Source organism: Streptomyces sp. NPDC058663 (genome assembly GCF_042716745.1).
Classification (GTDB): domain Bacteria; phylum Actinomycetota; class Actinomycetes; order Streptomycetales; family Streptomycetaceae; genus Streptomyces.
In genome coordinates, this window is sequence record NZ_JBHXRV010000019.1 from 37,689 (window position 1) to 50,523 (window position 12,835).

The following is a 12,835-nucleotide window of genomic DNA, read 5'->3' on the forward strand; positions in this document are numbered from 1 at the left end:
TCACGTCCAACACCGATTCCTACGCCGTTCCCCACATTCTGCTTATGGGTGGCGGGCCGTGTGATCCGGTGCGGCGGACGCTCAGCAGCCGATCTTGTTGGCGGCGACCGTTCTCAGCTCGTCGAGTACGAGGGCGGTGGCCGGGATCCGCAAATGCTGCCGCAGGACGTATGCGGAGACCTGCCGCTTGGAGGCCGGGGCGAGGGCCCGCCCTGTCACCTTCTCGTGCCGCAGGAAGTTGAGGACGAGGCCCGGCATCATCGCGATCCCGAGCCCCTCGGCCACCAGGCTCTGCACCACCAGGTTGTCGTCGGTGGTGAACGCGATGTCCGGCGCGAAGCCCTGTTCGGCGCACTCGTGGAGGAAGTTGACCCGGCAGCGCAGACAGCCGGCGATCCACCGCTCCTCGGCCAGGTCGGCGAGCCTGACGGACCGGCGCCGGGTCAGCGGGTGCCTGGTCGGCAGCAGCACGAGCAGCTGGTCCTCCAGGAGCGGGATCTCCGCCACGTCCTCGGGCACGTCCTCGTGCAGCCCGGGATAGGTGAAGGCCAGGGTGATGTCGCACTCGCCGCGCACCAGGCGGTGCAGCGACTCGGGCGGCTCGTCCTCGCTGAGTTCGACCCGTACTCCGGGGTGTCCGGCGGCCAGCCGCGCCATGGCTTCGGGGATGAGGGTGGCGTTGGCGCTGGGGAACGCGCAGACCCGCACCCGCCCGGTGTGCAGCCTGGTCAGCGCGTTCATCTGCTGCTGGGCAGCGGTCATGGTGTCGAGGATGGCCGCGGCGTGCCTCGACAGGGTCTCGCCGGCCTCGGTGAGGCGCAGCCCGCGCCCGGCCCGGGTGAACAGGGGCGTGCCCACTTCCCGTTCGAGGGCCTTCATCTGCTGGGTGATCGCGGGCTGGGTGTAGCCGAGCGAGCGCGCGGCGGCGGAGTAGGAGCCGGTGCGGACCACTTCGTGGAAGGACTTGATGTGCCTCGAATCGAACACCAGCGCATCATAAGCAGAATTTGGGTGGCTCTCCCACGGGTCCCGGCGGGACGGGTTTGGGGCGCCGGGAGCTCATTTCCCGACCCGGACGGTGGCTCCCAGGACGTACGGCCCGGCACGCCGGGGCCGGCGCCGGCCGCCCGGTGCCCGGCGCGCGTCAGTGCCCGTGCCCTCCCCCGGAGTCGTGCGAGTCGCCGCTGTGCAGCGCCCGGTACTCCTCGGCGGTCGGCTTGGGCACGTACGTCCCCGGCCCGTACATCGCCTTGGCGAGCCTGGCCCGCAGCCGGTCGCTGCGGCGGACGGAGCGCCGCACCCCGTTCGCGTCGACCTCGGCCCCGGCCTCGTACGGTACGGGCTGTTCGTGCGCGGTCAGGGTGTACAGCTCGGCCTGCGAGAGCGGGATGTGGATCTCGACGTACTCGCCGTGCGGCAGCCGCTTGATGGTCCCGCTCTCCCTGCCGTGCACGGCCTTCTCGGCGTCCCTGAGCTGGAGGCCCAGACAGATCCGCCGGGTGATGACGAAGGCGAGCACCGGTCCCGCGAAGGAGGCGACGCGCACGAACCAGGTGAGGGCGTTGAGGGACAGGTGGAAGTGGGTGGCCCACAGGTCGTTGCCGCCGCCGATCAGGAGCACCGCGTACAGCGTCAGCCAGGCGACGCCGAGCCCGGTCCTGGTGGGGGCGTTGCGCGGACGCTGCGCGAGATGGTGCTCGCGCTTGTCCCCTGTCACCCACGCCTCGATGAACGGATAGACGCCTATCGCCAGCATGATCAGCGGGAAGAGCGTGAAGGGGATGAAGACACCGAGCTGGAGGGTGTGTCCCCAGGCGTTGATCTCCCAGCTGGGCATCACCCGGATCAGTCCCTCGGAGAATCCGAGGTACCAGTCGGGCTGCGCACCGGTGGACACCAGGTCGGGCCGGTAGGGGCCGATCGCCCACACCGGGTTGATCGAGAACGCCGCGGAGACGATCGCCAGTACGCCGAAGACGAGGAAGAAGAAGCCTCCGGCCTTGGCGACGTACACGGGCAGGAAGGGGGCGCCGACGACGTTCTTCTCGGTCCTTCCGGGGCCCGCGAACTGGGTGTGCTTGTGGTAGAAGACCAGGATCAGATGGGCGACGACCAGCCCCAGCATGATCCCGGGCAGCAGCAGGATGTGGACGGGATAGAGCCGCGCGATGATGTCGTCCCCGGGGAACTCGCCGCCGAAGAGGAAGAACGCGAGGTACGTCCCCACCACCGGGACCGACAGGATCGCCCCGTGCGCGAAGCGCAGCCCGGTGCCGGAGAGCAGGTCGTCGGGGAGCGAGTACCCGGTCAGCCCGGTGATCAGGCCGAGGAAGAGCAGTGTCCAGCCGAGCAGCCAGTTGATCTCGCGCGGCTTGCGGAACGCCCCGGTGAAGAAGACCCGCATCATGTGCACGAGCATCGCGGCGACGAAGACCAGCGCCGCCCAGTGGTGGATCTGCCGGATCAGCAGTCCGCCGCGCACCTCGAAGCTGATGTCGAGGGTGGACTCGAAGGCCCGGGTCATCCGGACGCCGCTGAGCGGCGTGTACGCGCCGTGGTAGACGACTTCGGCGCTGCTGGGTTCGAAGAAGAGAGTGAGGTAGATGCCGGTGAGAATGATGATCAGGAAGCTGTAGAGGCAGATCTCGCCCAGCATGAAGGACCAGTGGTCCGGGAAGATCTTGCGCATGTTGCTCTTGGCCAGGGTGAACAGGCCCAGGCGTCCGTCCGCCCAGTCGGCCAGCTTCTCGCCCTTGCCCGGCGGCCCGGTCCGCGCACCGGTGCCCTTGGTGAGTCCGTCGCTCGGCTCGCTCATCACGACCCCCTCATCCGGACCTTCAGAGTAGGCGCGTCGCCATACAGATCCAACAAGGTTGACGAGACAGGGCGTTGAGATGTGACGTGCCGGCCGGACCGACCTGAGCGGGACCTCCCGGCAGCCGTGGCGACCGGCGCGTACGCGGCTGGATATCGTGACCGGTCGTACGGTACGGAGCGGGGGGGCGAGGGACGGGGTGAGAGTGACGGATCCGGGCGGCGAGGGCTGGATACGGGTGCCCGTGGGCGAGGGGTCGTCCCGGTGGGCGGCCAGGGGCGGGTGCCGGAAGGTGCTCCTGGTGGTGCACAACGTGACGTCCGCGACCCGGCTGCTGGACGTGCTCCCGCTGTTCGACGACGACTGGGGGGTGCAGTTGCTGGTGACCTGTCCCGGGTCCTCGGCCTTCCGCGCCGGGGTGGCGGAGCTGCTGGCCGCGACGGGGGTACCGGTGCTGCCGTGGGAGCAGGCGCTCGCGACGCCGGTCGCGCTCGCGATATCCGCGAGCTTCGGGGGCGAACTCCATCTGATTCGGGGGGAGTTGGCCATCCTGTCACACGGGGTTGGCTACACTAAGAGGCTGGCTACACCGGACACCGGACACCGGACACCGGACACCGGACACCGGACACCGGGCGGCTCGCGGCCGAGGCCGCGTCAGGGCCGGGTGCCGCCTCAGGGCCGGGTGCCGCCTCAGGGCCGGGTGCCGCCTCAGGGCCGGGTGCCGCCTCGACGCCTCCCACCTTCGGGCTCTCCCCCGAGTGGCTCCTCCACGACGGCGTCCCGCTCGCCGAAGCGCTCGTCCTGTCCCACCCCGAGCAGCAGCACCGGCTGAGGGAAGCGTGCCCCCGGGCCGCGCACACCGGTGTGCTCGCCGGCGATCCCTGCTTCGACCGGATGCTGGCGGCCCGCCCGCACCGGGACCGGTTCCGCAGGGCGCTGGGCGTCCGTCCCGGGCAGCGGCTCGTCGTCCTCAACTCCACCTGGAACCCCGAGTCGCTCTTCGGCGACGGCGGCGACGAGGACCTGCTGCCGGGCCTGCTCCCCCGGCTGACGTCCGAACTTCCCGCCGACGAGTACCGGATCGCCGCCGTCCTGCACCCCAACATCTGGTACGGGCACGGCCCCGGCCAGGTCCGCGCCTGGCTGGACCGGGCACGGCGGGCCGGGCTGACCCTGATCGACCCGCTGCACCACTGGCGGCAGACGGTCCTCGCGGCGGACGCGGTCGTCGGCGACCACGGTGCGGTCTCCTACTATGCGGCGGCCCTCGGGCTCCCGGTGCTGCTCGGCAGCGCCCCACTGGCCGGGCTCGACCCGGACTCCCCCGTGGCCGCCTTCGTCGCCGGGGCGCCACGCCTGGACCCGTACGGCCCCCTCGCCCCGCAGATCGAACAGCTCATCGCCGGCCACCGGCCGTTGACGGAGGCCGCCGGATTCACCAGCGCCGTCCCCGGCGAGTCGGCGGCCCTCCTGCGCACCCTCTTCTACCGCCTGATGGGCCGCCCGGAGCCGGACTGCCCCGCCACGCTCCTCCCGCTCCCCGTGCCGCCGTACGACCCCGCGCTCCGTACCGCACCCGTCCGGGTGGTCACCCGTCCCACCGGCACGCCCGGCGAGGTCGCGGTGACCCGTTACGCCGACCCGCGCGCCACTCCCCCGGCCGCCGGGGACGTGCACACGGTGGTGCACGAGGACACCAGGGACCCCGGGCGGCTCGCCCTCGCGGACGTGATCCTCCGCGAGGGCGCACCCGACGACCCGCGCTACGGCGGCCCGGCCCACTGGACGGCCGAGGTACTGGAACGCTTCCCGCAGTGCGCGCTGGCCGTCTACGTGACCGGCCCCGGCAGCTGTACGGTCCGCACCCGGGCCGGCACCCTCTTCCACCTCTCCGGCGGCCATGGCGCCGACCCGGCCGCGTACGCCTCCGCGCTGTACGCCTGCCAGGCGACGGGCCTGCCGCCGGACGGCCTGGCCGTACGCATCGGGCGCACCGCGCACCCGGTGACGGTCACTCGGGATGACCTGTGACGGTCACTCGGGACGAATAATCCCTTCCGCACCGACACACAGAGCTCGCAGCTGACGCAGGTAGGCGAGGTGGTGGACGGCCTGCTCGTCCTCCAGCAGCGCGAGCGCCTCGTCGATCAACGGCAGCGCGGCCGCCCGTTCCGTCGCGCTCGCGGGCCGGGTGCCGTCGACGTGGGTGCGGGCGAGATCGGTCAGCGCGCGTGCCGTGTTGTAGGTGTCGCCGCCCGCCCCCAGGGTCCGAAAGGAACGCACCGCCGCGCCGAGCAGCGCGCGCCCCTCCTCGGGCCTGCCGAGTCCGGCCAGCGCGCGGCCCCGGTGGCGGGACAGCAGGGCGAGTGCGCGCGGCAGATCGGCGGCACCGTCGTCGTCCGGACCGATCTGCGCGTACAGGGCGCCTACCTGTTCGAAGAGGCCGTACGCCTCCGCCCAGCGCCACTGCGCCATCCGCAGGAGTCCGAGCCCCTCGACCACCGAGGCCTGGCCGCGCAAGTGACCCGCCGCGCTTTCGTCGCGGGCGGCGGCGCGCAGTGCGCTCTCGGCCTCCTCGTACCGCTCCAGGGCGGTCAGGGCGAAGCCGAGGTGGGCGTGCGCCATCCCGGCGGTACGGGTGCCGGGGAAGTGGGTTGCTGCGGTGCGCGCTCCGGTGTGCAGTGCGGGCAGCAGGACTTCGAGCAGGCCCGCCTTCAGCTGGACCGGCCACAGTGCGCGCGCCAGCCGGCACACGGTGTCGGGCTCGCCGAACTCGTCGGCCGCGGCCACCGCCTCGGCGAGATTGCCCGCTTCCGCCGCCAGCGCGGCCAGCACGTCGCCCGGGCTCCGGTATCCCACCTCGGCGTCGGTGGCGGCGGGCCGCGGTGAGCGCCAGCTCTGCGGGAGGGCGGCGCGGGCGGTCGGCTCGGCGAAGTGGAGGAGTCCGCGCAGCACGCGCTGCACCGCGGCGGAACAGACCGCGACGCCGTCCGCGCGGAAGGCTTCCTGTTCGGCGTGGGCGCGTACGGAGGGCCGGTACCGGTAACCGCCCTGGGGGGTGACGTCCAGAAGCTGGAGCCCGGCGAGGACGTCCAGCGCGCGGGCGGCTTCGGCGGCCGGGACGCCGGCGGCCCACCCGGCGATCCGGGCGGAGCAGCCGGGCCACGGGCGCAGGGCCGCCAGCCGGTAGATCCGGGCGGTGGCCGGGTCGAGGGTGTGGTACGCGTCGTCGATGGCGACGCGGACGGCGTCGTTCTCGCTCATGGCGGGCAGGGGCGACCCTTCCGGGCGGGACGGCGGCAGATGGGCGTGCAACCGGGGCGCGGCGGCCCGCAGCGCGTACGGCGAGCCCGCACAGCGGGCGAGGACGGCGGGCATCCGGGCGTGGGCGGCGTCGACGGCCTGCTTGCCCGCGACCTTGACGAGGAGTCTGCGCGCGTCCTTGTCTGTGAGAGGCCCGACGGGTACCCGCAGGATGTCCAGCCCGTGCAGCGGGTCGCGGGCGACCAGCACGGTGACCACTCCGGGCGCCGAGCTCAGCAGCGCGCGCACCTGGGCGGCGGAGGTCACGTGGTCGAGTACGACGAGCAGGTGAAGGTCGGCCACGCAGCTGCGGAAGTACTCCGCCCGGTGCTCCTGGGCCGGGGGTATCTCTTCGTGGCCCACCCCGAGCTGGCGGAACAGGTCGCGCAGTACGGCGCCCGCGTCCATGGCCCCTTCCGGGCCGCCGCGCAGATCGACGTACAGCTGCCCGTCGGGGAACCGGCCGCTCGCCTCCCGGTTGCCCCAGAACACTGCCGCCGCGCTGGTGCCGATGCCTTCGGGGCCGTACAGCAGGACGGCACGGGGGCGCCCGTCGGCCTTGCGCGAGGCTTCCTCGTCGAGCTGCTTCAGCACCTTCCTGCGGTCGGTGAAGGAGTGCGGGGCGGCGGGCAGCCGGGGTGTGGAACGGACGCGTCCCGGCCTCGTCACGGTGCCGGCGAAGGCGGCCCAGTCCCTGGCGAGACCGGGGTCGTGACGCATCGCCTCATGCAACCGGTGTGCCACGTCGTCGAGTTGGCGTCCACTGGAAGGTGCGGCCACGTGGCGGCCGAGGGCGCGCTGCACCAGGCCTCCGGTCGACTGCCAGACCCATTTGCCCGCCTCGTTCGCGGTGCCGCTGGCGACCGCTCCCAGCACCGCCGTGACGGCAGCCAGCGAAATGGGATCCAGCATCAGGCACTCCCCCGTCGGACCGGTCGTGAGGGATCAACGGTATCCGCACGAGCCCGCACACAACACCGGTCCGTGGGCCCGGTGTTGCCCCCCACCCGGCCGACCCTCCCGGTACGGCGCACGAGGACCGGACCGGCCCCCGTAGGGTGGCAGGATCCGCACATATTCCATGGTCAGGAGGACAACAGGTGTCGGAGAGCACGGACAGCGGCCCAGCCGGTGGCAGGGGCGGCGGTACAGACAGCGGCCCGGTCGGCGGTACGGACGGTCGCCCGGCCGACGGCACGGACGCCAGTACGGTCGGCAGGACGGTCCCGCGCGAGGTGAAGGCCGCGATGCGCGCCCGCGTCGGCGAGGTCCGGGAAGAGCTTCTGGCCCTCAGCCGTCGGATCCACGCGCACCCGGAGACCGCCTTCCAGGAGCACCGCGCCGCCGCCTGGTGCGCGGACCTGCTCCGCGCGCACGGCTTCGCCGTCACCGCTCCCGCCTACGGTCTGGACACCGCCTTCGAGGCGACCGCCGGCTCCGGCCCCACGACCGTCGCGCTGGCGTGCGAGTACGACTCGCTGCCAGGCATGGGGCATGCCTGCGGGCACAACCTGATCGCCGCGGCCGGGGTGGGCGCGGCCCTGGCGCTGGCTCCGTATGCCGATGAACTCGGTCTGACGGTACGCGTGTTGGGCACTCCCGCCGAGGAGAGCGGGGCCGGTAAGGCGCTGCTGCTCGACGCGGGGGCGTTCGACAGGGTGGACGCGGCGATGATGGTCCACCCGTGTCCGTTCGAGGTGGCGGACTTCCGGTCGTTCGCGATGGGCTCGCTGGACGTGACGTACCGGGGGAAGTCGGCGCACGCGGCGATGAACCCGCACGACGGGCGGAACGCGGCCGACGCGCTGACCGTGGCGCAGGTGGCCCTGGGGCTGCTGCGGCAGCAGTTGCCCGGGGAGTGGAAGGTGCACGGCATCGCCACCGAGGCGGGTACCGCGCTCAACGCCATCCCGGAGCGGTCCCGTGCCTCGTACGCGCTGCGCACCCCTTCGGTGGAGGAACTGCGGGAGCTGCGCGGCCGGGTGGAGGACTGCTTCCGGGCGGGGGCGCTGGCCACCGGCTGCGAGATCGACCTCGTACAGCCTTCGCCCGACTATCTGGACTTCCGCTCCGATCCGGAGCTGGTCGCGCTGTGGTCGGCGAACGCGCGCGAGCTGGGCCGGCCCGAGCCGCAGGTGCGCGGCCCCTTCGCGTCGACCGACATGGGCAACGTGTCGCACGTGGTGCCCTCGATCCACCCGGTGCTCGACATCGGCAGCGGTACGAGCGGCCCGCACCAGCCGGAGTTCACCGCGGCAGCCGCCACCCCGGCCGCCGAGGGGGCGATGCTGGACGGGGCGGTGGCGCTGGCGTGGACGGCGGCGGACTTCGCGGTGACGCGGCGGCGGTAGTCCCGCGGCGGGCGCGATGCGCGGTCAGCTTACGGAGGTGGTGACCGCGTCCGCCGCAACGGCCGGATCCGTGCCCGCCCCCACGGCCGTGTCTGCGCGCGCCGAAGCGGACGCGTCCGTGCCCGCCGGAGCGTCCGCGTCCGTGCCCGCCGCCTTCGCGACCGGTACGACGACCGGTGAGCCGTCGCCCGGGGCAGCGAGGATGTCGGCGTCGACGCCGTACAACTCCTTCACGAGAGCGGCGGTGACCACCTCGCGGGCAGGGCCGTGGGCGACGACGCGGCCCCGGTTCATGGCGACGACGGTGTCGGCGTAGCGGGCGGCGCTCGCCAGGTCGTGCAGGACCATGACGACGGTGCGGCCCGCCGCCGCCACCTCCCTCACCAGGGTGAGGACTTCGACGGCGTGGCCGAGGTCGAGGGCGCTGGTCGGCTCGTCGAGGAGGACGATCGGGGTTTCCTGGGCGAGGACCATCGCCAGCCAGCAGCGCTGCCGCTGCCCGCCGGAGAGCTGGTCGAGGCGGCGTTCGGCGAGCGCGGTGGTGCCGGTGGCCTCCAGGGCAGCCCGGACCGCCGCCTCGTCCTCGCGCGACCACTGCCGGAACAGGCCCTGGTGCGGGTGGCGTCCGTACCGTACGAGTCCGGCGACGGTGACCGCCTCGGGGGCCTGCGGGGACTGGGCGAGCAGGGCGATGCGGTGGGCGGCCCTGCGCTGGGTGAGCTGCCAGACGTCCGCGTCCCCGGCGCGCACGGTGCCCGACTCCGGCTTGTGCAGTCGGGCGACGGCGCGCAGCAGGGTCGACTTGCCGCACCCGTTGGGCCCGACGATCGCGACGACCTTGCCGCTGGGGACGGTGAGGTCGACGCCGTCGACGACGGGGTGGCCGGGGTATCCGGCGGTGAGCGCCTCTACGGTCAGTTCCACGGGATCAGGCCTTTCCGGTCCGGGTGGACTTGGAGGGGGAGGCGGGAGCGTCGCCGGGAGTCGAGGGCGCCACGGACGCGGGGGAGGCGGCGGGGCGCGTCGAGGGCTTGTTGCCGAAGAGCACCCAGAGCAGGAAGGGGCCGCCCAGCACACTGGTGACGACGCCGACCGGGATCTCGACCGGGGCGATGACCCGGCCGAGCGCGTCCGCGCCCGCGACGAGTGCCGCGCCGACCAGCGCGGAGCCGATGACGGGGACGCGGGTGGGTCCGCCGAGCCGGGCGGCGAGCACGGGCGCGGCGAGCGCCACGAACGCGATCGGTCCGCCGATGCCGACGGCGATGCCGGCCAGGACGACGGCCAGGGCGAGGGAGAGCGCCCGCACCCGGGGGACGTTGACGCCGAGGGTGGCCGCCATGTCGTCGTCGAAGCGCAGCAGCTGGAGCCGGCTGCCCATGACGAGGGCGAGGGGCACGAGGACGAGGAGCAGGTAGGAGAGCGGGGTGCCGACGCCCCAGTCACGGCCGTTGAGCGAGCCGACGGTCCACAGGAAGACGCCGCCCGCCGTGTTGTCGTTCTCACGGGACATCACCAGGTCGGTGGCGGCGCCGATGACGGTGGAGACGCCGATGCCGACGACCAGGATCCGGTAGCCGCCGCGTCCGGCGCCGCCCGCGCACAGCACGACCAGCATGGCGGCGAGCGCGGCGCCCAGCGGTCCCAGCCACCAGTCGCCGATCATGCCGGTGGAGGACCCCACGACGGACGCGACGACGGCGGCCGTGGCACCGTCGTTGACGCCGATGACGTCGGGGGTGGCGAGCCTGTTGCCGGCCAGGGTCTGGGTCAGACAGCCCGCGATGCCGAGGGCGGCGCCGACCATCAGCCCCACCGCGATGCGCGGCAGCCGGAACTCCTGGACGAGCATCACCGTGGCGAAGTCCCCGGTGCCCAGGAGCCCGGCGACGGTGTCGGAGAAGCTCATCCCGGTGGAGCTGGCGAACGCGGCGCACGCCACGATCACCCCGATCAGCACCGAGAGCCCGACGGCCACCAGCGCGCTGCGGTACGGGAACAGCCAGGAGAGGGTGCCGAGGCGTACGGGGGTGGAGTCGGGCGGGGTGACCGGGAGGGGAACGGGCGGGGAGCTGTTCGGCTCCGTAGCGGTGCCGTTCTTCGTCATGCGCTCGCTCCCGCCGTGGACAGGTGCCGCGAGCGCGCGATCCAGATCAGCAGCGGGCCGCCGATGAAGGCCAGCAGCACGCTCACCGGTGTCTCCCACGGCCTGATGACCACCCGGGCGAGCAGGTCGGCGGCGATCATCGCGACCGCGCCGAACAGTCCGGACAGCACCAACTGGCCCGCCATCCGCGGCCCGGTGACGGCGCGTGCCGCGTACGGGGCGAGCAGGCCGAGGAAGGCGATCGGCCCCGCGAGTGCGACCGCCGCTCCCGCGAGCAGTGTCACCGCGACCGCCACGATCAGCCGGATCCGGCCGGGGTGGTGGCCCAGCGAGCGCGCGCTGTCGTCGCCGAGCGCCAGTGCGGACAGCGGGCGCACACAGGCGAACGCGATCACCAGGCCGACCACGATCAGCGGGATCAGCGGGTAGGTGTCCTTGGTCTCGATGCCCGCGAGGGATCCGATCGTCCAGTAGCGGTACGTGTCGAAGGTGGACTGGGTGCCGAGCAGGACATACGACGTGGCCCCGTGGAACGTCGCGCCGAGTGCGGATCCTGCGAGCACGAGCCGCAGCGGCGACCCTGCTGCCCGCCCGGACGCGGCGAGCAGCAGGACGACGGAACTCGCCGCCATGCCACCGGCGAGCGCCCACACCAGCACTCCGTACGCCGAGGTGACGCCGAAGTATGTGAGTCCGATCACCACGCCGAGTGCGGCGCCGGAGTTGACGCCGAGCAGTCCGGTCTCGGCAAGGGGGTTGCGCGTGACGGCCTGGAGCAGGCAGCCGGCGGCGCCGAGCGCGATGCCGACGAGGAGTCCGGCGAGCGTGCGCGGCAGCCGTACGTCCATGACGGCAAGCCGGATCTGCGCATCCGCGCGGGCGGCGGGGTCGCCGGTGAGGAACCCCCAGGCGCGCGCCATCGGGTTCGAGCCCGAGCCGATCAACAGCGACAGCACGCACAGTCCCAGCAGGAGCAGGACCAGAGCGGCGGCCGCCAGGAGCGTGGGGCGGTGCGGCTTCGCCGAGCCCGGTATGGGGGGTTCGGATCCGGACTCCCGGACCCGCCCCTCTTGCGCAACCAACATGAAGTTAGCCTAACCTAACCACCACGTGGATCCCCTGGTCGGGGCACCGCGAACTCCCTGCTGCCGCGGGACCAGTTCGCCATGCCCCCGCTCGGGGGGTGACACCCCGTATGTCCGGTTTTCTGGCCGGGCATCATTTCGCCTTCACCAGCATGGAGATCACGGACATGTCGTCGAACCTCACCCCGCGCGCCCGGCTGACCGCGGTGGCAGCCCTCACCCTCGCCTCCGCCCTCACCCTCTCCGCCTGCGGTTCGGACAAGTCCGCCTCCAAGGAGCCGGACGCCGCGGGCCAGGCCAAGAGCGCGGAGAAGGTCCCGGTCACCGACGCGACCGGCGCCGAGGTGAAGGTCCCGGTCGCACCGAAGAACGTCGTCGTCCTCAGCGAGATGGACCTCGACTCCGCCCTCGCTCTGAAGGTCAAGCCTGTCGGGCTGTCCGCGGGCCGCGGCCAGAAGGGCGCCCCGGGTTACCTCGCCGACCAGGCGAAGGGCATCCCGGTGGTCGGCGCGGTCACCGGACCGGACATCGAGAAGGTCATCCAGGCCAAGCCGGACGTCATCCTGGCCGGCCAGCTCGCCGACAAGCAGGTCCTCGCGCAGCTCCAGAAGATCGCGCCGACCGTCGTCACCATCGACAAGAAGAAGGACTGGAAGAAGTCCTTCGCGCTGACCGGCAAGGTGCTCGGCAAGTCCAACGAGGCCGCCGAGTTCCTCAAGGGGTACGACACCAAGGTGGCCGAGGTGAAGAAGGCACTGGGCGCGAGCGCGGGCAAGAGCGTGTCGGTGGCCCGCTACTCCGCCAAGGGCACCGCGGTCATGCAGCAGGGCGTGTTCATCTCGGACGTCGTCAAGGAGATCGGCTTCAAGCGCCCCGGCATCCAGAACGAGAAGGGCCAGGGCCACTCGACGCCGCTCAGCGACGAGGACCTGAAGCAGATCGACGCCGACTGGCTGTTCATCGGCACGCTGACCTCCGCGGGCAAGGACGCCAAGCTCTTCACCGAGCTGAAGGCGAAGCCCGCTTACCAGCAGCTGACCGCGGTCAAGGAGAAGCACGTCACCGAGATCGACGGCTCCAAGTGGACCAGTCTGGGCGGTGCCCAGGCCGCGGTCTCGGTCCTGGACGACATCCAGAAGGCCATGGCCGCCAAGTAGGCCCCGCCCTCACG

Annotated in this window: 9 protein-coding genes; 3 read left to right on the forward strand and 6 right to left on the reverse strand. The window is 72.5% G+C overall.

What is annotated here, in order from left to right; genetic code table 11:
* Nucleotides 1-81: 81 nt before the first annotated feature.
* Together ACFWVV_RS15975 and ACFWVV_RS15980 are read right to left on the reverse strand one after the other, a co-directional pair.
* Nucleotides 82-987, reverse strand: coding sequence for a LysR substrate-binding domain-containing protein (locus ACFWVV_RS15975; RefSeq protein ID WP_384352773.1), 906 nt, complete (start codon nt 985-987; stop codon nt 82-84).
* A gap of 157 nt (nt 988-1,144) precedes the next feature.
* Nucleotides 1,145-2,815 carry a cytochrome bc complex cytochrome b subunit gene (locus tag ACFWVV_RS15980; RefSeq protein ID WP_384352770.1) on the reverse strand — a complete coding sequence of 557 codons (1,671 nt, stop codon included), beginning with the start codon at nt 2,813-2,815 and terminating at the stop codon, nt 1,145-1,147.
* Between the two features lie 867 nt (nt 2,816-3,682).
* Between ACFWVV_RS15980 and ACFWVV_RS15985 the strand changes: the two genes are divergently transcribed.
* Nucleotides 3,683-4,849: a hypothetical protein gene (locus ACFWVV_RS15985; protein ID WP_384352767.1), complete on the forward strand. Its 1,167-nt coding sequence runs from the start codon at nt 3,683-3,685 to the stop codon at nt 4,847-4,849.
* Nucleotides 4,850-4,852: 3 nt separating this feature from the next.
* Here ACFWVV_RS15985 and ACFWVV_RS15990 read toward each other — a convergent pair whose 3' ends face one another.
* Nucleotides 4,853-7,033, reverse strand: coding sequence for a tetratricopeptide repeat protein (locus ACFWVV_RS15990; RefSeq protein WP_384352764.1), 2,181 nt, complete (start codon nt 7,031-7,033; stop codon nt 4,853-4,855).
* Between the two features lie 335 nt (nt 7,034-7,368).
* Between ACFWVV_RS15990 and ACFWVV_RS15995 the strand changes: the two genes are divergently transcribed.
* A complete protein-coding gene (locus tag ACFWVV_RS15995; protein ID WP_384352830.1) occupies nt 7,369-8,472 on the forward strand; it encodes a M20 family metallopeptidase in 1,104 nt (367 codons plus the stop codon).
* Nucleotides 8,473-8,496: 24 nt separating this feature from the next.
* Here ACFWVV_RS15995 and ACFWVV_RS16000 read toward each other — a convergent pair whose 3' ends face one another.
* Genes ACFWVV_RS16000 through ACFWVV_RS16010 form a run of 3 tightly spaced genes read right to left on the reverse strand, consistent with a single transcriptional unit; the run spans nt 8,497 to nt 11,664 of the window.
* Nucleotides 8,497-9,396, reverse strand: coding sequence for an ABC transporter ATP-binding protein (locus ACFWVV_RS16000; RefSeq protein ID WP_384352761.1), 900 nt, complete (start codon nt 9,394-9,396; stop codon nt 8,497-8,499).
* Between the two features lie 4 nt (nt 9,397-9,400).
* Nucleotides 9,401-10,579, reverse strand: coding sequence for a FecCD family ABC transporter permease (locus tag ACFWVV_RS16005; protein WP_384352758.1), 1,179 nt, complete (start codon nt 10,577-10,579; stop codon nt 9,401-9,403).
* Complete coding sequence (locus ACFWVV_RS16010) at nt 10,576-11,664, reverse strand: FecCD family ABC transporter permease (protein WP_384352755.1); 1,089 nt, start codon at nt 11,662-11,664, stop codon at nt 10,576-10,578. Before ACFWVV_RS16010 ends, ACFWVV_RS16005 begins: the two co-directional genes overlap by 4 nt.
* A gap of 167 nt (nt 11,665-11,831) precedes the next feature.
* On the opposite strand from ACFWVV_RS16010, the gene ACFWVV_RS16015 reads away from it, so the two are divergent.
* The gene (locus ACFWVV_RS16015; RefSeq protein WP_384352827.1) at nt 11,832-12,821 is read left to right on the forward strand and encodes an ABC transporter substrate-binding protein; all 990 of its coding nucleotides are present in this window, start codon (nt 11,832-11,834) and stop codon (nt 12,819-12,821) included.
* Nucleotides 12,822-12,835 lie beyond the last annotated feature (14 nt).